Genomic DNA, 17,674 nt, shown 5'->3' on the forward strand with positions numbered 1-17,674 from the left:
GTAATTAGGCGTCTTGTTGATCCATTTTTTCTTTCAACAGGTCACCAAGAGTCGCTGGAGCAGACTCATCGCCTTGCTCTTTGCTGAAGTCTTTAATTGCTTGTTGCTCTTCGGCGTGATCTTTTGCCTTGATAGACAAGTTAATTACACGGTTTTTACGGTCAACACCGATGAACTTAGCTTCAACTTCATCACCTACATTCAAGTGCTTAGAAGCGTCTTCGACACGCTCTGCACTGATTTCAGAAGCTCGAAGGTATCCTTCGACATTATCAGATAACTCGATTTTAGCGCCTTTAGCGTCAACTTCAGTAACCTTACCGTTAACAATCGAGCCTTTAGAGTTTCCTGACATGTAGCTAGAGAAAGGATCTTCATCAACTTGCTTAATACCTAGCGAGATACGCTCACGCTCTGCATCGACAGCAAGAACAACGGCTTCAACCTCATCACCTTTCTTGAAATCACGAACAGCTTCTTCGCCTGGTAGGCTCCAAGAAATATCAGACAAGTGAACCAAACCATCGATTCCACCGTCAAGTCCGATGAAAATACCGAAATCAGTGATTGATTTAATCTTGCCAGAAACACGGTCATTCTTGTCGTGCTTAGACGCAAACTCATTCCAAGGATTAACTTTACATTGTTTGATACCAAGAGAAATACGACGGCGCTCTTCATCAATATCAAGAACCAATACTTCCACTTCATCACCAAGACTAACAACCTTACTTGGGTGAATGTTCTTATTAGTCCAGTCCATTTCAGAAACGTGAACAAGACCTTCAACGCCTTCTTCAATTTCAACGAAACAACCGTAATCAGTTAAGTTAGTAACACGACCATAAATTCGTGCTCCTTCAGGATAACGACGCGCGATATCAACCCATGGATCTTCACCAAGCTGCTTCAGACCTAGAGAAACGCGTTGCTTGTCTTTATCAAACTTAAGAACTTTAACGTTTATCTCATCACCAACCTGAACAATTTCAGATGGGTGCTTAACACGCTTCCAAGACATGTCAGTGATATGCAATAGACCATCGACACCACCCAAATCAACGAATGCACCATAATCAGTAAGATTCTTAACGATACCTTTTGCTTCAGCTCCTTCATTCAGCTTAGCAAGTAACTCGTCTCTTTCTGCGCTGTTTTCATCTTCGATAACGCTACGACGTGAAACAACAACATTATTTCGCTTCTGATCAAGCTTAATAACTTTGAATTCTAATTCTTTATTCTCAAGGTGAGTTGTGTCTCTTAAAGGACGAACATCAACTAAAGAACCGGGTAAGAACGCACGAATCTTGTTAATTTCAACTGTGAAACCACCTTTAACTTTACCAGTGATAACACCATTAACTTTTTCGCCCGCTTCGTGAGCTTTCTCAAGTTCTTTCCAAGTCTCGAAACGCTTCGCGCGCTCACGAGATAATCGAGTTTCACCGAAGCCATCTTCAACGGCATCCAATGCAACTTCAACTTCATCACCAACTTCAACTTCCAATTCACCCGCTGAGTTAGTGAATTGATCGCGAGGGATTACCCCTTCAGACTTGAGGCCAGCATTTACAGTTACCATTTCGCTGTCGATAGCAACAACAGTACCTGTCACGATTGCGCCTGGGCGCATTTCTACTTCTTGAAGACTTTGTTCAAACAGTTCTGCGAAATTTTCGCTCATTACCTGATTCCTAGATTGTTGAGTCACTAGTAAAAAAGTGACCTTGTTTCGTCCAGTTAGTCACATCCTGAAAAACCGGGGCTGTTTAAAAACTCACTATCGTCCGTGCAGCGAGTACCAAAATTCAATGTTAACTTCAGGAACTCTCCTGAAGTTTTTCTGTCACATAATCAAGCACTTGTGAGAAGACTTCGTCAGCCGATAAAGATGAGCTATCAACAACAAAAGCACCCCCCGCGGGTACCAGTGGGGCCACGGTGCGAGTGCGGTCACGCTCATCGCGTGCTTTTATGCTTTCTAAAATGGCGGCTAGATTAGCATCAATTCCCTTTTGTTTCAACTGATTATACCGCCTAGACGCCCGTGTTTCGGCGCTTGCGGTGAGAAACACTTTCGCTTCAGCTTCTGGAAAAACGATAGTTCCCATATCTCTTCCATCAGCTATTAAACCAGGAGCCCTATTAAAATCACGTTGTTTTTGCAGTAAGGCTTCTCTAACTTCTGGAATCGATGCAACTTGACTGGCTCTTTGACCAGCTTCATCTGTGCGTATTAAATCACCAACGGGTTCGTCATTAAGATATGCGATAACTTCGTTAGATGCATCGTCAGTTTTAAATTCAAGTGGAAGATTTCTGGCAAGCTCGGTAATTTCTTCAGTTTGGTCAGGAGTTAGATTCGAACGGTGTGCAGCAAAACCGAGCACTCGATAAATTGCGCCACTATCCAAGATCGGCCAACCTAAAGTTTTCGATAAACGAAATGCAATTGTTCCTTTTCCAGAACCTGAAGGTCCGTCAATTGTAATCACCGGAGAATTCGACATGGCCACACCAGTTGTTTAAAAAGTGGCGCCATTTTAATCAAACCGAGTTAAAACACAAGTAGTAAACGGAATATTCCTAAATCAAAATTCGGTGCTAAGCTCTTTTTTCAAAGTCTTTCATAAACTCAACTAAAGCCTCAACACCCTCAATGGGCATGGCATTGTATAAACTGGCTCTCATTCCACCAACACTTCGATGACCTTTTAAATTAACCAATCCAAATTGCTCTGCTTCAGCCAAAAACATCTCATTCAAAGATTCATCCTGTAGTATAAAAGGAATATTCATTCGCGAACGGCAATGAGGCTTAACGGGATTACGATAAAACTCACTGTTATCGATGTATTCATACAAGATCGTCGATCGTTCATCGGCTCGACGTTCCATTTCTTCAACTCCGCCCTGGCGCTTTATCCAATCAAAAACAAGTCCCGCCAAATACCATGAGTAAGTGGGAGGAGTATTGTACATACTGTCATTTTCTGCCAAAACTTTATATTGCATTAAACTGGGAACAGTGGGTGGCAATTCTTTTTGAAGCCAATCATCACGGACAATAATGATCGAGAGCCCTGCCGGCCCTATGTTTTTTTGTGCGCCGGCATAGATTAAAGCAAAATCTTCGATATTTATTATCTTAGAAAGGATATTCGATGACATATCCGCAATCCAGCGACCCTTTCCATGCTTAGGAAAATTTAAAAACTCAACGCCACCTATAGTTTCGTTCGTCGTTAAATGAAAATAATCAAAAGTGTCAGAGAAAGCCCACTGCTTTTCGGGAACGATAGACAGCAATCCATCATCACTTTGCAACGCTTCTACAACAGACACGTTGCCGAATTTACTTGCCTCACCAATCGCTTTTTTGCCCCAAATTCCAGTATTAACGTAAACGGCCTGAGTTCTTAAAAAATTTAGAGGAACCATTGCAAACTGCAAGCTAGCGCCACCGGCCGAAAACAAAACTTTATAGTTGTCGGGAATGGACATTAACTCTCTTAAATCGGTTTCAGCCTTTTCGGCAATGGAAGCAAACTCTTTACCCCGATGGCTAAAGTCCATCACCGATAGTCCAGTACCATGCCAATCTAAAAACTCCTGTTGTGCAATCTGCATAACCTTTTTCGGCAACATAGCAGGTCCGGCACTAAAATTAAAAGGAGGCCAATGTTTTTGCATATTCACTTACTCAATAATTTTTAGCGAGAAACAAAAAAGAGTCGTTAAAAAACGACTCTTTAATTATGCCTCATAAAATCCAATTCCTAAATATCAATAGGACATGAACTACGGCATTCTTTGAATTAAATCACCACTACAATTATTTAATTCTCTTCACCTGACTCCGCGTCACTACCAGCTGTGTCATTATTAGTTTCAGCTGAAGATTCATTGTCTTCCAACGCTTCAATATCAGCAGCATCTTCAAGCTCTTCTATACGCTCCATGCCAACCAATGAGTCACCATCATCCAATCGAATAAGACGCACACCTTGAGTGTTTCTTCCCATCACTCGAAGCTCATCAACACGTGTTCTTACCAAAGTAGCGTTACTGGTAATTAACATAATCTCATTACCATCGCAGCAATGAACTGCACTGATAACTTTTCCATTTCGGTCACTGGCAATGATAGATATAACACCTTGACCACCTCGACCACGCACCGGATGATCGTCCATGGCTGTACGTTTGCCGTAGCCATTTTCTGTTGCTGTCAGCACTTCACCTTCATGCGATGCTTTAACCAAAGAAACAACGGTTTGTCCTTCATGTAATTTCATACCACGAACACCGCGCGCTGTTCGCCCCATCGCTCGAACATCTTGCTCACTGAATCGAATCACTTTTCCAGCGTCACTGAACAACATTAACTGGTCATCGCCTTCTGTAATGACGGTTCCTATTAATGCGTCATCATCATCTAAACTGACGGCAATAATTCCGCCTTTACGAGGACGAGAAAACTGCTCAAGTGACGTCTTTTTAACAGTACCAGAAGCCATCGCCATAAAGACGTACTTGTCTTCATCATAACCGTCAACGGGTAATATTGATTGTATGCGCTCATCGGGATCGAGAGGTAACACATTAACGATGGGTTTTCCGCGTGAACCTCTGCCCGCTTGAGGCAACTCAAAGGTTCTCAACCAATAAACTTTACCCTTACTAGAGAAACATAAAATCGTGTCGTGTGTGCTACAGACCGTTAGCTTTTCAATAAAATCTTCATCTTTCATTTTAGTGGCAGACTTACCTCGCCCACCTCTGCGTTGAGCTTGGTAATCCGCTAGTGGTTGATACTTGGCATACCCTTGATGCGACAATGTTACAACCACATCTTCTTCCGTGATAAGATCTTCAATTAATAAGTCAGCACTACTATCGGTAATTTCGGTTCTTCGCTCATCACCAAACTCATCAAGAATCGCAACAAGCTCTTCACGTATCACTTCGAGTAATCGCTCATTACTCGACAAAATTGCTAGAAGCTCAGCTATCGTTGCCAACAATTCTTGATAATCAGCAATGATTTTTTCGTGCTCTAAGCCAGTCAGCTTGTGCAATCGTAAATCCAAAATTGCCTGAGCTTGTTCTGGTGATAAGTGATATTGACCATCAACCAATCCAAAATGAGACTCTAAGCCATCAGGACGACAGGCATCAGTTCCTGCTCGCTCCAACATATCGACAACTTGACCAGGAGCCCAAGGCTTTGCAACTAATTCTTCCTTCGCCACCGCAGGGCTAGGAGACTTCTTGATCAACGCGATAATTTCATCAATGTTGGCCAAAGCAATCGCCAAGCCTTCAAGTACGTGTGCTTTTTCTCGTGCTTTTCTTAACTCATAGATAGTTCTACGAGTTACCACTTCACGACGATGCTTAACAAAAGCATCTAGCATATCTTTCAAGTTAAAGATTCGTGGCTGGTTATTTTCCAGAGCAACCATATTAATACCAAACACAGTTTGCAGCTGCGTTTGAGCATATAAATTGTTTAAAGTGACGTCTGGCACTTCGCCCTTGCGAAGTTCAATAACCATTCGCATTCCATCTTTATCGGACTCATCTCTAAGTCCAGTGATCCCCTCAATCTTCTTGTCTTTGACGAGCTCAGCTATTTTTTCAATGAGTCGGGCTTTGTTAACCTGATAAGGTAATTCTGTAACAATAATGCTATCTTTGCCTGACTTTTCGTCAGTCTCGATATGAGTTCGCGCTCGAATATAAATTCGTCCACGACCAGTACGGTAAGCTTCAAGAATGCCTGCTCGCCCATTAATAATTCCGGCGGTAGGGAAGTCAGGTCCGGGTATATGCTCCATCAATTCGGATAATTCAATTTCAGGATTATCTATTAAGGCCAAACATCCATTAATAACTTCAGTTAAATTATGTGGCGCAATGTTGGTTGCCATACCAACGGCGATTCCAGATGAACCATTAACCAATAAGTTAGGAACGCGAGTTGGCAAAACTGTCGGCTCAGATTCACTGCCATCGTAGTTCTCTTCAAAATCGACCGTTTCTTTATCGAGATCTGCCAACAATCGATGTGCCATTTTGGCCATTCTAACTTCGGTATATCGCATTGCCGCCGGAGAGTCCCCATCAACGGAACCAAAGTTCCCTTGCCCGTCGACTAACATATATCGCAACGAAAACGGCTGAGCCATTCGGACGATTGTGTCATAAACAGCGGTATCACCATGAGGGTGATATTTACCGATCACATCACCAACAACACGCGCTGATTTCTTATACGGCTTGTTAAAATCATTGCCTAATTCGTTCATCGCATAAAGTACGCGGCGATGTACAGGCTTCAGACCATCGCGCACATCAGGTAATGCTCGCCCGACAATAACGCTCATTGCGTAGTCTAGATAGGAATTTTTTAATTCATCTTCGATGTTAATCGGAAGGACTTCTTTTGCAAACTCACCCATAAATACAAAAAAACCTTTATTTTCAGTTAGTTATTGTTAGCTGACCAATCCTTGAACAGGGCGGATTATACCATGATTCGCAGCATCGGTACCGAGTTTTTTGCGTATCCGGACTCTTTTTGCACAAAAAAAGCCATCCCTTGATTATTAATTGTTCAAATGCAAAAATTTGTTCAAATTAACGCGCAATCTAACGAGAAATGACCATCGTAAAAAGGTTTATTATTCAGTACACAAAGTAATTTTAGCCGCAACGAAGACAGATGATATACTCCGGCAAAATTATTACTCGATAATGGAAAATTGTTGTGACTCAACCGATTGATTCTTTAATATTTAGTCGATGGCTTGCTCCGGTAAATGCAAACCAAACCGTCCATGAACATTTCGGTGTCGCGATCGATAAGGGCAAGATAGTCGCCCTTGATTCACAAGAGACATTGCAACAAAAATTCGTTGCAAAAAATACGTATGATCTTTCCGACCACCTTCTTGTACCGGGTTTCGTAAATTCACACACTCACGCAGCAATGAACTTGCTGAAAGGCTATTCCGATGACCTCCCTTTAATGGAATGGTTGCAAAATCATATTTGGCCCGCCGAAGCTAAGTTGATGAGTGACGAATTTGTTTATCAGGGTACACAATTGGCTATCGCAGAAATGATTAAAAGTGGAACCACTTGCTTTAATGACATGTATTTTATGCCTAACAAAGCAGCACAAGCTGCTATCAATCATTCAATGCGTGCCGTGATTGGACTCACCATAATAGAATTTCCAACAGCCTGGGCAAAAGATGCTGAAGAATATCTCCATAAAGGGCTCGCCGTTTACGATGAATTCAAAGGTGAAAACTTAGTTAGCTTCAGTTTAGCGCCTCATGCCCCTTATACAGTTTCCGACGAAACCTTACAAAAAATAGCAACTCTTTCCAATCAACTCGATATTGGTATTCATATGCACGTGCACGAAACTGAGCACGAAGTGAATGAATCTATCGATAAGCATGGTGAACGTCCACTCGCACGACTTCATCAACTGGGGTTATTATCACCCTCTTTTCAAGCAGTTCATATGACCAGCATCAATGACGACGATTTAAAACTGGTTAAAGACAACGGTGTCCACGTCATGCATTGTCCAGAGTCGAACATGAAACTCGCCAGCGGTTTCTCTCCCATTGCTCAATTTCAGCGAAGCAACATCAACATTGCGTTAGGCACCGATGGCTGTGCCAGCAATAACGACCTTGATATGATTGGAGAAATGCGCTCGGCTGCATTACTGGCGAAAGTAACGGCTGGTGATGCAAGTTGCTTTTCAGCACACGACGCGTTACATGCGGCAACACTGGGTGGCGCAAAAGCACTTGGCTTAGAAAGTGTTTGCGGTAGTATTGAAGTGGGTAAAGCAGCAGATTTGTGTGCCATTAACTTAAACCACATTGCAACTCAGCCAGTCACCGATCCTGTTTCACAACTAGTTTACGCTGCTTCGCGCGATCAAGTCAGTCATGTTTGGACGTCGGGGAAGCTTCAGCTTAACGATGGTGAATTTACGGATATTCAGTACAATGACTTACTAAATATTATCGAGCACTGGCAAGCACGCATGCGAAAAGAGTTAAATCATTAATAGAGCACAACTATGCAAAATCAAAATGTAGATTTAGGTGAAATTAAAAAGTTTGAAGATCTCGCTGAACGTTGGTGGGATAAAAACAGCGAATTTAAACCCCTACACGATATTAACCCATTGCGTGTAGATTTCATTCAAAAACATTCAGGCGGTGTTCAAGGTAAGAGAATTCTTGATGTCGGATGTGGTGGTGGAATATTGGCGGATGCTCTTAGTGCCATGGGTGCAGAAGTGACTGGAATTGATATGGGAGAAGCTCCCTTATCGGTTGCACGTCTTCACCAGTTAGAATCAAAGCAAAATGTTGAATATCATAAAAGTACAGCGGAAGAATTTGCTAAAGAGCACGCAAACAAATTTGATATCGTAACTTGTCTCGAAATGTTGGAACATGTTCCTGAACCAGAATCAGTTATTGCTGCATGCAAAAATATAGTCAAACCCGAAGGTGATGTCTTTTTTTCAACAATAAACCGAAATCCGAAAAGTTTTCTCTTTGCCATTGTCGGTGCCGAATATGTATTAAAAATGCTACCAAAAGGAACCCATGAATACGCTAAATTCATAAAGCCTTCCGAACTTGATCGATGGGCAAGACAATCTAGCTTAAAATTAAAAACCCTAACAGGTATGCACTTTAACCCTTTGACTCAAAATTATTGGCTATCAGACAGCAATGTGGATGTTAACTATTTGTGCCACTATAAGAGTTAATGGAAATTAATATGCTGCAACCAGATGCTATTTTATTTGATCTTGATGGAACCTTCGCTGACACGGCGCAAGACTTGGCGTTCGCCCTGAATGAAGTATTAAATTCACAAGGAAAAGAGCGGCTGGCTTTTGAGTTGATTCGACCGGTCGTTTCAAAAGGAGCTCCTGGTTTACTAAAGCTAGGCTTCAATTTAAATCCAGGCGATCGTGAATATGACATTTTACGTGATCGTCTTTTAACAATTTACGAAAGAAACCTATGCCGCAAAACGGTTTTATTTAAAGGCATTGAAGACACCATCGAGTATCTCGAAAAAAATGGTCTACCATGGGGAATTGTCACTAATAAACCCGAGTTTTTAACAACACCGCTCATTAAACAATTAAGCTTGGAAGAACGAGCCAGCGTGGTGATTAGTGGCGATACGTTTAGTGAAAAAAAGCCACACCCGATGCCCCTGCTCGAAGCTTGTCGAATCATCAATATTGAACCACAAAATGTTTGGTATGTGGGAGATGATGAGCGCGATGTCATCGCCGCAAATGCCGCAAAGATGACATCGGTTGCCGCACTTTGGGGCTATTTTTCTAAAAAAGAAAATCCCGAAAACTGGAAAGCGACGCTTTGTTTTTCTGATGCAACTGCTTTATTAAATTATCTTAAGCAGTTACCGACTAAAATTTAATAAAAGAAACTAGCTCTGTACGCTATTAAAGTAACTAAGATATATTACATTTAAAACAATATTGCGGGGCTGTAGCCCCGCAAAAACTTTTTAACCACACGCTTTTTTCAGAGCATCAGCAACATAACCAAGGCACGATAAGTTTAAGCCAGCCACATTAATGCGACTTGAGTCCGCCATATAAATACTAAACTCATCTCTCATCTGTCGCACTTGCTCCTTAGTAATATTTAAATAGCTAAACATCCCTTTTTGCTGAGTAATAAAGTCGAAATCTTGACTCACATTTCGTTGTTTTATTTCAGCGAGCAATCCTTCTCGTAACGACTTTACCCTGGTAGCCATTGCGTTTAATTCATCTTCCCAACTTGTTCGTAAATCAGGAGAGCTTAAAACTAGATCAACGAGAAAGCCGCCATAGGCAGGTGACATAGAATAATTGGCTCGAGCAACATCTTGTATTTGAGACTGAAGCGCTGCCGATCGTTCTTGATTTTCCGTTTGAACAATTAAACAGCCCGTCCGCTCACGATACAAACCAAAGTTCTTTGAGCACGATGACGCTATAACCATCTCATCGACTTGTTCCGAGAGATGACGAACGCCTTTAACATCGGATTCTAAGCCATCGCCTAATCCTTGATAGGCAATATCAACAAAGGGGATAAATCCCTGCTTTACCGCACGCTCCGCTATACGTTGCCAATGCTCAAAACTTAAATCAGCGCCCGTCGGATTATGACAGCAGCCATGAAGCAAAACGATATCGTCTTTGCCAAGTTTGGCGAGTTGTTCATCCATCGCTTCATAGTTAACCAAGCCAGTATTTGCATCAAAGTAAGGATACGCTTGCGTCTCAAAACCAGAAGCTCGAATGGTTGGAATGTGATTGGCCCAAGTTGGATCGCTTACCCAAACCGTTAAGTCATCACCAAGCCGTCGTAAGGTTTCAAATCCTACACGAAGGGCACCACAACCGCCTGGAGTTTGTATTCCTGCCACAGCTCCAGCACTCAGCGCTTTTGAAGACTCTCCCAAAATTAACTTTTTAATTCCATCAACAAAGCCAGGTACACCCATTGGCCCAATGTAAGTTTTAGAGTCTTCAGTCGATAAATGTGTTTTCTGCGCTTGTTGTATGGCTTTCATTATCGCGGTATGACCTTGCTCATCTCGATACACACCAACACCCAAGTCAACTTTATTAGGATTGGGGTCATCACGATAAAGAGTTATTAATCCGAGTAGAGGATCAGCAGGGAGTGCTTTTAATCGCTCAAACATATTATCGGGCTCCACTAAAAAATATAATTAATTGATTGATTGAATGTGCAGCATTGTACTCTTTCAAACGATTCTCTTCCAGCAATGACAATGATTAGAAAATGACAAAGTCCCTTTAATTTCAGCTTCATTTTTCTACTTAGGTAAACCTTTAAATGCTGCTAGAGATACGGCAGTTCAACACCAATCATCACACCACGCCTTTCCTCTAAGTTACGAGCAAAATATTTTCCGCGATGTGCTTCTGCAATTAAACGAACAATATATAACCCCAATCCTAGATGGGTTTGATCGGGTTTGCGATATTTTTCACTGCGTCTCGAAGCCATAGACGAAAATAACTCATCCACTGTCGCGTCCGGTAATTGAGAGCCCTCATTAATCACAGCAAGTGAAACCCTCTTCGATTCGAAACTCAAAGCAACTTCAATGTCACTGTTTTCAGGCGCAAAATCACGAGCATTCGAGATAAGCTTATCCAATAGCTGAGCAATCAATTCGGGTGATGATAATAATGGTTTTTCCTGACCTCGACTCGAAAATACCAGTCGATGTTCGGTGAAAAGGCTTGAGACTTGATTTATGTACTCACTAACAAACTCCGCTAACTTTAGCTTGTCACGCTCTGCAGAAAGAACGCTCTGTTCCAGTCGAGCAGCTTCTCGCATTCTAGAAATCAAATCACTTAATCGGTCAATTCCACTTTGTGCTCGAATAACGGCATCTCTAATTGACTCATCTTCTGATAGAGCTATATTATCAATCGAAGATCGCACCACTGCGATGGGCGTTCGCAACTCATGAGTCAATCGCGCCGCCAGTTTTTCCATGTATTCATTATATTCTTTTAATCGCAAACTCATTTGTGCAAAACTTCTTGAGAGCTCGCCTATCTCGTCAGATGCAGTTTCTGGGTGAATGGTTGCCTTGATACGCCCATGCTCATCGACAGCCTTAATAGTACTGTTATTAAGTCGCATAATTCTGTGAGTTAAGCGCGAAGCCACCACAATTAAACTAACAATCACAATAAGCAAAATAACGAGCGTCGTATTAACATATATATTCATTGCCCGTCGTTGTATCATTTGTATTGCGGCAACCGTTTCTTCAACAGCGACTACTCCCATCACTTTCTCATCAACTTGAATCGGATAAGCAACAAATGCAATAGCGGCTTCAGCTCCAGCGATAGACTCTAACTCTCTTCCGACCTCACCTTTTAAGGCTTTTTCAACTGAAGGATTATTCAATTCAATAGCTCTTGCTCTGGGATCAGCAAAACCACTTAGGGGGGGAGCCAATAAAAAATGTATTAAAGGGTTAACTTTTGTCATCTCAACATCAGGAATCAAATTTCCGCGACGTGCTTGTACTTGTCCGTTCGCATCCAAAACCCAAACGCGTTTTCCTTTATCGACCTGTAATTCTTCCAGTTTTTCCTCAAGCTGTTTGTCGGGCCAAACAAATAAGTTTATAGAAGATGCGTAATTACTTTTTTGCTCCGATAAAACAGATGAAAAAAGCTCTCGCTTTTGAGACTGTGAATCGTAATCTGAAACGGTAATTCGAACGCCTCTCCACTGCTGCAACAGAGGTACTTTAAACTCAATAATATAACCGTCTGAAAACTCTTGCCATTGTGCACCAGACACCCAAAACGTAATTTTGTCAGGATTCTCAATAATTGGACGAAGACCACCAACGGCAAAGGGAGAAAATGTTAGCTTGATCCGTTTACCTTCTGAATTGAAAAGCTCAATAATAGCTTTATCACTTACCGAGCCGTGTTCTAAAGCTTCTCGGTAAGCAATAGATTTATCACGAACTTGCAACATACCAAACAAATACTGATCGTCACTGACAAAATTTACAGTAAACTTCGATTCATTATTCAGTTTTTTATTATTTAAGCTTGGCTCTACGCCAGAAAATGAATGAGAAAAACCTTCAATGGGTAACCAATCTTCTAAAAAGCCATCAATTGAAATCGTGTTTTCTACAGAAGAGACAAAAAAGCGATGTGTTTCATTTGCTGGCTTGACGCCTTCTTGTTCTGCGAAAGATTGCTCGTTCAGTGAAAAAGCAATTGACGAGGCATAACTTGATAAATTATTGAGCAGATTATCCACCAAAATTTGTTCAAGTTGCTTTAAAAAACCAATACTTAAAAATGGTATCGAAACCAACGCTACTGAAAAAACGAGCAGCTTTCGTTTTAGTGTCCAGAATCGTTTAATCATCAACTAAGATTTCCAACGATACCCCATTCCATACACGGTATCGATACAATCAAAACTCGAGTCAAACTGAGCGAATTTTTTTCGAATCCTTTTTACATGTGAAGTAATTGTCGAATCATCAACGACAACATTCGCAGTATCCATTAATTGCTCTCGAGTTTTTACATGACCGGGAGACTTTGCCAAAGCATGAACCATCCAGAACTCAGTGAGTGTTAAATCAATCAGCTGCTCATTCCAAAACGCTTTTATACGATCTAAATCTAGGGTCAAAGGTCCAACCGATAATTGTTCACATTGCTCTTCTTTCATTGCCAACGCCTGAATACGACGAAACAAAGCTGCAACTCGAGCCATAAAGTGAGGTAAGCTAATATCCTTCGTAATATAGTCATCTGCTCCGAGACGAAGTCCAGAAATAACATCAAAGTCAGAGTCCATAGCAGTTAAAAACACAATAGGCAAAGACTCTGATTGCTGCCTTAACCACTGGCATAACTTAAACCCGCCCTCCGGTTCGTCGCCAAGTCCCACATCTAACACAGCAAGATCAGGCAGTCGCTGAGATAACCCAGTTTTAGCTTCCTCTAAACTCGCATAGGTTTCGACCTGATATCCGTATTTTTCTAACGCTTGTGTATAATTCTCTCGAATTGCAGCCTCATCCTCGACCAAGGCGACTCGTTTAGCCATTGTTCTCTGCCCTCATCAATGTGACGCCATATTCTTGCCACAATTTCCCAGTGGTTCGCCACTTTACAACCATAAAAAAGCCCGCTGAATTCGTTTTAATAAACCTGTGCCAAGCAATAAGGCACCAATAACCGACCCACAGTAAGGATAGCGGAACCTCAACCAGTTTCGCCATAAGCCAGGGAAGGCCCTATTAAATTTTGAGAACATTTTTACAGATTGAAAGAGGAAAAGACAATGAAAAAAGCACTAGTTATCACGTCCATGGTATTAGCAACGTTAACTCAAGCACCTTCAGCGCATGCTGAGCACGACAAAGAAAAAGGCATCGGCATAGCAAGTGGAGCAGCGGTTGGAGCGGCAGCTGGCGGCCCAGTTGGCTTCGTCATCGGTGCTGCCATAGGAGGTTTATTGGGAGAAGAAGTTGGAAAAGCCAATCAAGTCGACGATTTGAAAATAGAGCTAACAGAAAAAGATATTCAGAACAGTCAACTAGAGCGCGAACTATCGGAGCTAAAAAGTCAAACACACAATGAGTCGAGTTTTGAGGGATCGGAAATGCTGCAAATGGACTTGTTATTTTCTACCAAAGAAACGGGCCTCGACGATACAGACCGTTCACGAATTGAACAACTTGCAAGCTTTTTAGTGAGATATCCTCAATTGACCATTAAGTTAGATGGGTTCGCCGATCCTCGAGGAAATCAGGAAGAAAATCAAAAATTATCAGAACAACGGATCGAATCTGTAAAAAGTTTACTTATGGAGCAAGGTATCAACGAAGAACGCATCATTTCAGCCGCTCACGGCGAAAAAAGCTCGGTAGCTCCCGAAGGTGATTATGATGCCTACGCACTTGAACGCCGCGTTAGTATTCGATTTTTTCCACAATCAGACCAGACATTCGCGGCTAACGAGTAACTCTAACCAACATTAAAGGAGCCTTTCAAAGAAAGTAAAAACTATCCTCTCCACCCCTTTGGGTAAGTAATCACATCGTGAACTTGCCCTTTTTTTGTTAGGCTTACCAGAAAAAGGTACACTCCACTCTAAAACAATCATCGGTGACAACTTGAATATAATTCAGTATTGCATTAATGAACATTTTCCAACAGGCAGTGAAGAATATTATGCGATGCTCTATTTAAAAAATAACACTGACATTTGGACACAGTTGGCACTCGTCGATGCAATTTCCAACAGTCGTATTCAATCTTCTGAACCGGATGTTTATCAAGCAAAGCTACAGTGGTGGTTGCATGCCATTCAACAACAAGAATCCTCTCACCCTTTACTGAATTTTTTAGCACCTCTCGACACTAACATTGTAATAGAGCTAATCATGTCTCTTATTTTCGAGTTGCTAAAGTGTTCGAGTCACGACAAGCTGCTACTCAATGATTCACTAGTCAACATATTGGGCAAAAGCTTGTTGGCCATTTTAAATAATCATGCCATTCCATCACAAAACGAAAAAGAGCAATTAATCCCAGTCTCAAAATTTCTTGGACAATACTGGATCATCAAGCGCTGTATTTTAAATCATCAGTTGGCGGCATTATCACACGAGTCCATCACTTCTTTTCTCACATTTCCTATTCATAAAAGTCAAGTTAAACTGAGCCAACTACCGGCAAAGATTTTTTTTCAATTTGCGTATGATTGGAGAAAATTGAACAAACGTTGTATCGAAGAACAACGGTTTTACGAACTGAGTGGCATCAGAAAACTTTGGACATCATGGAAAATTAAAACATTTCAATCAGATATATTTACCGAATAATTTCTCATCCATATTGCCTGACAAATCGTGCGACCGTTAAACAAGAATGTTAAACTGTAGTTCATACAAAGCAGATTAAAATGTAAGGTCTTTAATTCATGACGGTCGACTTTCAACCTAAAGAGCAATGCCTGAAAGACAAAGTAATTATGGTGACGGGTGCTGGCGATGGCATTGGCCGAGAAGCAGCACTGACTTATGCCAAACTTGGCGCAACCGTTATTCTTGTTGGTCGTACTACCGAAAAGTTAGAAGAAGTTTACGACGAAATCGAGGCCTTTAACGGACCACAGCCGGCTATCATACCAATTAACTTTTTACACATGTCAGCTGAGCAAGCACAGCAAATCGCTGAAACTATCGATCAAGAATTTGGACGATTGGATGGATTACTCAATAACGCCAGTCAATTAGGTGACTTATCGCCGATAGAAGCTTATAACATTGAAACTTGGCAAAATGTTATGCAGGTCAATGTCAATGCCACCTTTTTATTGACTCGCTTTTTAATACCGGTGATACGTAAAGCAGATTCAGGTTCGATTATTTTTACAAGCTCGGGAGTCGGCAATAAAGGTCGAGCCTATTGGGGCGCTTATTCCGTTTCAAAATTTGCAACAGAAGGACTCGCACAGGTACTGGCCGATGAGTTGGAAAATACTTCAATCCGAGTGAATATTATTAATCCGGGTGCAACAAGAACAAAAATGCGAGCAGCAGCTTTTCCGGCAGAAAATCCCGGTGATTTAAAAACAGCCGACGCACTGATGCCCCTTTACACCTACTTAATGGCCGAAGACAGTAAATCAGTTACTAATCAACGGTTTGATGGATAATCTCAAGTTTGAGTATAACGAATAGCGGCATTGAGTTGCCGCTTTCGACACAATCCCGACACTTCTTCCCAAGATTCAGCCAAATTTCTCGACACAATCCAATAAGAAGCAGTCAAATTATTGACTCTATCTAATTCAGTAAGAACAAATAGCACTCCAACCCTTTGTTTAAATTATAGAAATTCTTAAATGCATAAGACTGGCACGCAATTCGCAGATACAAATCCAGGTTAATTAGATTTAAGTAAATACTATGGAACACGCATTTCATAAAACGATTGGTTCAGAAGCGACAAAGCTAGAATATCTAGCGCCGCGCATGGACCAACCGTCAGACGAGCTTCTCGCCTCAGGTCAATTATTGGCGTATAAATTACAGCAAACACTGAATATTGAAGTTCTTCTCACAACTTTTTGCGAACAGGCATCACTCATTGTGCCATGCCAGAGCGTCGCCTTTAGAAATGATGAGCAACAATTGTTTGTCTATCATGGTGAGAAACACGAAAATTTATGTCGCTACTCTTTGGCAATTGAAGAGCAGGTTTTGGGCGAAATCGAGTGCTCATCGCATAAATCTTTTTCCGAAACCGACTTAATTCGCCTCGAACATCTTATTAGTATTCTTCTCTTTCCATTGAGAAATGCATTAATGTACAGCGAAGCCATTCAAAATGCTCAGCGAGATCCTCTAACGGGCCTGGCTAATCGCTATGCTTTCGATCACGCGATGGATACGGAGATAAGTCGTTCAGAGCGACATCGTCACAATTTATGCATGTTAGTCGTCGACATCGATCACTTTAAGCGGATTAATGATACCTATGGTCATTTGGCAGGCGACGAAGTACTCCGTCAAGTTGCCAGTTTACTGGGTAATGCCGTACGTAAGGAAGACCGGGTCTTTCGATACGGTGGTGAAGAGTTTGTCGTCTTACTGAGTGCGACAGATCTCCCGAGCGCACGCTTGACCGCAGAGCGAATCCGCATGGAACTAGAAGCAACCAAAATAACTGCACTAGGTATTGAAATTGATGTCACAGCAAGTCTTGGGATCTCTGAATGGCAAGTAGGAGAATCAGGAAATACTTTCTTTCATCGGGCTGACCAAGCTTTATACAATGCTAAAGACCAAGGTAGAAATCAAGTCAGAGCTGCTTAAATAAAACACCACTCGCATCAAAATAAAATTAAATCCGCGAATCACGCTCCTGCCAATTTGAAATATCTGTCGATAATAAATGATCGTCGGGATCAATACCTCTATATCCTGAATTGAGCTAAAAATCTGACTTTGACTCCTTCCTGCACGACCGTTCAGTTTA

General features: G+C 41.6%; 14 protein-coding genes. 7 read left to right on the forward strand and 7 right to left on the reverse strand.

The genetic code is table 11. The features are described from left to right. Positions 1-4 precede the first annotated feature (4 nt). The 4 genes from rpsA to gyrA all read right to left on the reverse strand — a co-directional run bounded on the left by rpsA (position 5) and on the right by gyrA (position 6,470). A complete protein-coding gene (gene rpsA / locus FAX86_RS11600) occupies positions 5-1,714 on the reverse strand; it encodes a 30S ribosomal protein S1 (RefSeq protein WP_281286411.1) in 1,710 nt (569 codons plus the stop codon). Between the two features lie 109 nt (positions 1,715-1,823). Continuing rightward, positions 1,824-2,513 carry a (d)CMP kinase gene (gene cmk / locus FAX86_RS11605; protein ID WP_144393576.1) on the reverse strand — a complete coding sequence of 230 codons (690 nt, stop codon included), beginning with the start codon at positions 2,511-2,513 and terminating at the stop codon, positions 1,824-1,826. Positions 2,514-2,607: 94 nt separating this feature from the next. Next, the gene (gene serC / locus FAX86_RS11610; protein ID WP_144393577.1) at positions 2,608-3,696 is read right to left on the reverse strand and encodes a 3-phosphoserine/phosphohydroxythreonine transaminase; all 1,089 of its coding nucleotides are present in this window, start codon (positions 3,694-3,696) and stop codon (positions 2,608-2,610) included. A 146-nt stretch (positions 3,697-3,842) separates the two neighbouring features. Continuing rightward, positions 3,843-6,470, reverse strand: a complete 2,628-nt coding sequence (gene gyrA, locus FAX86_RS11615; protein WP_144393578.1) for a DNA gyrase subunit A — start codon at positions 6,468-6,470, stop codon at positions 3,843-3,845. Positions 6,471-6,778: 308 nt separating this feature from the next. Here gyrA and FAX86_RS11620 point away from each other — a divergent pair, with 308 nt between their 5' ends. Genes FAX86_RS11620 through FAX86_RS11630 form a run of 3 tightly spaced genes read left to right on the forward strand, consistent with a single transcriptional unit; the run spans position 6,779 to position 9,510 of the window. After that, positions 6,779-8,107, forward strand: a complete 1,329-nt coding sequence (locus FAX86_RS11620) for a TRZ/ATZ family hydrolase (protein ID WP_144393579.1) — start codon at positions 6,779-6,781, stop codon at positions 8,105-8,107. Between the two features lie 12 nt (positions 8,108-8,119). Next, entirely contained in the window at positions 8,120-8,824 is a 705-nt protein-coding gene (gene ubiG, locus FAX86_RS11625; RefSeq protein ID WP_144393580.1) for a bifunctional 2-polyprenyl-6-hydroxyphenol methylase/3-demethylubiquinol 3-O-methyltransferase UbiG, read from the forward strand. Positions 8,825-8,835: 11 nt separating this feature from the next. Then, positions 8,836-9,510, forward strand: a complete 675-nt coding sequence (locus FAX86_RS11630; protein ID WP_144393581.1) for an HAD family hydrolase — start codon at positions 8,836-8,838, stop codon at positions 9,508-9,510. A 90-nt stretch (positions 9,511-9,600) separates the two neighbouring features. On the opposite strand, the gene FAX86_RS11635 is transcribed toward FAX86_RS11630, so the two are convergent. The 3 genes from FAX86_RS11635 to pdsR form a co-directional block, all read right to left on the reverse strand. Continuing rightward, on the reverse strand, positions 9,601-10,794 hold the full coding sequence (locus tag FAX86_RS11635) for an amino acid aminotransferase (protein WP_144393582.1): 1,194 nt from the start codon (positions 10,792-10,794) through the stop codon (positions 9,601-9,603). Between the two features lie 161 nt (positions 10,795-10,955). Beyond that, positions 10,956-13,037, reverse strand: a complete 2,082-nt coding sequence (locus FAX86_RS11640; RefSeq protein WP_144393583.1) for an ATP-binding protein — start codon at positions 13,035-13,037, stop codon at positions 10,956-10,958. 3 nt (positions 13,038-13,040) lie between these two features. Further along, positions 13,041-13,730: a proteobacterial dedicated sortase system response regulator gene (gene pdsR / locus FAX86_RS11645; RefSeq protein ID WP_144393584.1), complete on the reverse strand. Its 690-nt coding sequence runs from the start codon at positions 13,728-13,730 to the stop codon at positions 13,041-13,043. Positions 13,731-13,967: 237 nt separating this feature from the next. Between pdsR and FAX86_RS11650 the strand changes: the two genes are divergently transcribed. From FAX86_RS11650 to FAX86_RS11665, 4 genes are all read left to right on the forward strand, one after another. Beyond that, on the forward strand, positions 13,968-14,651 hold the full coding sequence (locus FAX86_RS11650; protein WP_144393585.1) for an OmpA family protein: 684 nt from the start codon (positions 13,968-13,970) through the stop codon (positions 14,649-14,651). A 151-nt stretch (positions 14,652-14,802) separates the two neighbouring features. Next, on the forward strand, positions 14,803-15,513 hold the full coding sequence (locus FAX86_RS11655; protein ID WP_144393586.1) for a hypothetical protein: 711 nt from the start codon (positions 14,803-14,805) through the stop codon (positions 15,511-15,513). A gap of 98 nt (positions 15,514-15,611) precedes the next feature. Then, positions 15,612-16,349 carry a YciK family oxidoreductase gene (locus tag FAX86_RS11660; RefSeq protein ID WP_144393587.1) on the forward strand — a complete coding sequence of 246 codons (738 nt, stop codon included), beginning with the start codon at positions 15,612-15,614 and terminating at the stop codon, positions 16,347-16,349. Between the two features lie 253 nt (positions 16,350-16,602). Continuing rightward, positions 16,603-17,511 carry a GGDEF domain-containing protein gene (locus FAX86_RS11665; RefSeq protein WP_144393588.1) on the forward strand — a complete coding sequence of 303 codons (909 nt, stop codon included), beginning with the start codon at positions 16,603-16,605 and terminating at the stop codon, positions 17,509-17,511. Positions 17,512-17,674: the final 163 nt, after the last annotated feature.

Source organism: Pleionea sediminis (assembly GCF_007570825.1).
GTDB lineage: Bacteria > Pseudomonadota > Gammaproteobacteria > Enterobacterales > Kangiellaceae > Pleionea > Pleionea sediminis.

Coding starts and splice junctions, on each gene's coding strand:
- cmk (WP_144393576.1), bottom strand. CDS start 2,513: ATGTCGAATTCTCCGGTGATTACAATTGACGGACCTTCAGGTTCTGGA.
- serC (WP_144393577.1), bottom strand. CDS start 3,696: ATGCAAAAACATTGGCCTCCTTTTAATTTTAGTGCCGGACCTGCTATG.
- gyrA (WP_144393578.1), bottom strand. CDS start 6,470: ATGGGTGAGTTTGCAAAAGAAGTCCTTCCGATTAACATCGAAGATGAA.
- ubiG (WP_144393580.1), top strand. CDS start 8,120: ATGCAAAATCAAAATGTAGATTTAGGTGAAATTAAAAAGTTTGAAGAT.
- FAX86_RS11630 (WP_144393581.1), top strand. CDS start 8,836: ATGCTGCAACCAGATGCTATTTTATTTGATCTTGATGGAACCTTCGCT.
- FAX86_RS11635 (WP_144393582.1), bottom strand. CDS start 10,794: ATGTTTGAGCGATTAAAAGCACTCCCTGCTGATCCTCTACTCGGATTA.
- FAX86_RS11640 (WP_144393583.1), bottom strand. CDS start 13,037: ATGATTAAACGATTCTGGACACTAAAACGAAAGCTGCTCGTTTTTTCA.
- pdsR (WP_144393584.1), bottom strand. CDS start 13,730: ATGGCTAAACGAGTCGCCTTGGTCGAGGATGAGGCTGCAATTCGAGAG.
- FAX86_RS11650 (WP_144393585.1), top strand. CDS start 13,968: ATGAAAAAAGCACTAGTTATCACGTCCATGGTATTAGCAACGTTAACT.
- FAX86_RS11660 (WP_144393587.1), top strand. CDS start 15,612: ATGACGGTCGACTTTCAACCTAAAGAGCAATGCCTGAAAGACAAAGTA.
- FAX86_RS11665 (WP_144393588.1), top strand. CDS start 16,603: ATGGAACACGCATTTCATAAAACGATTGGTTCAGAAGCGACAAAGCTA.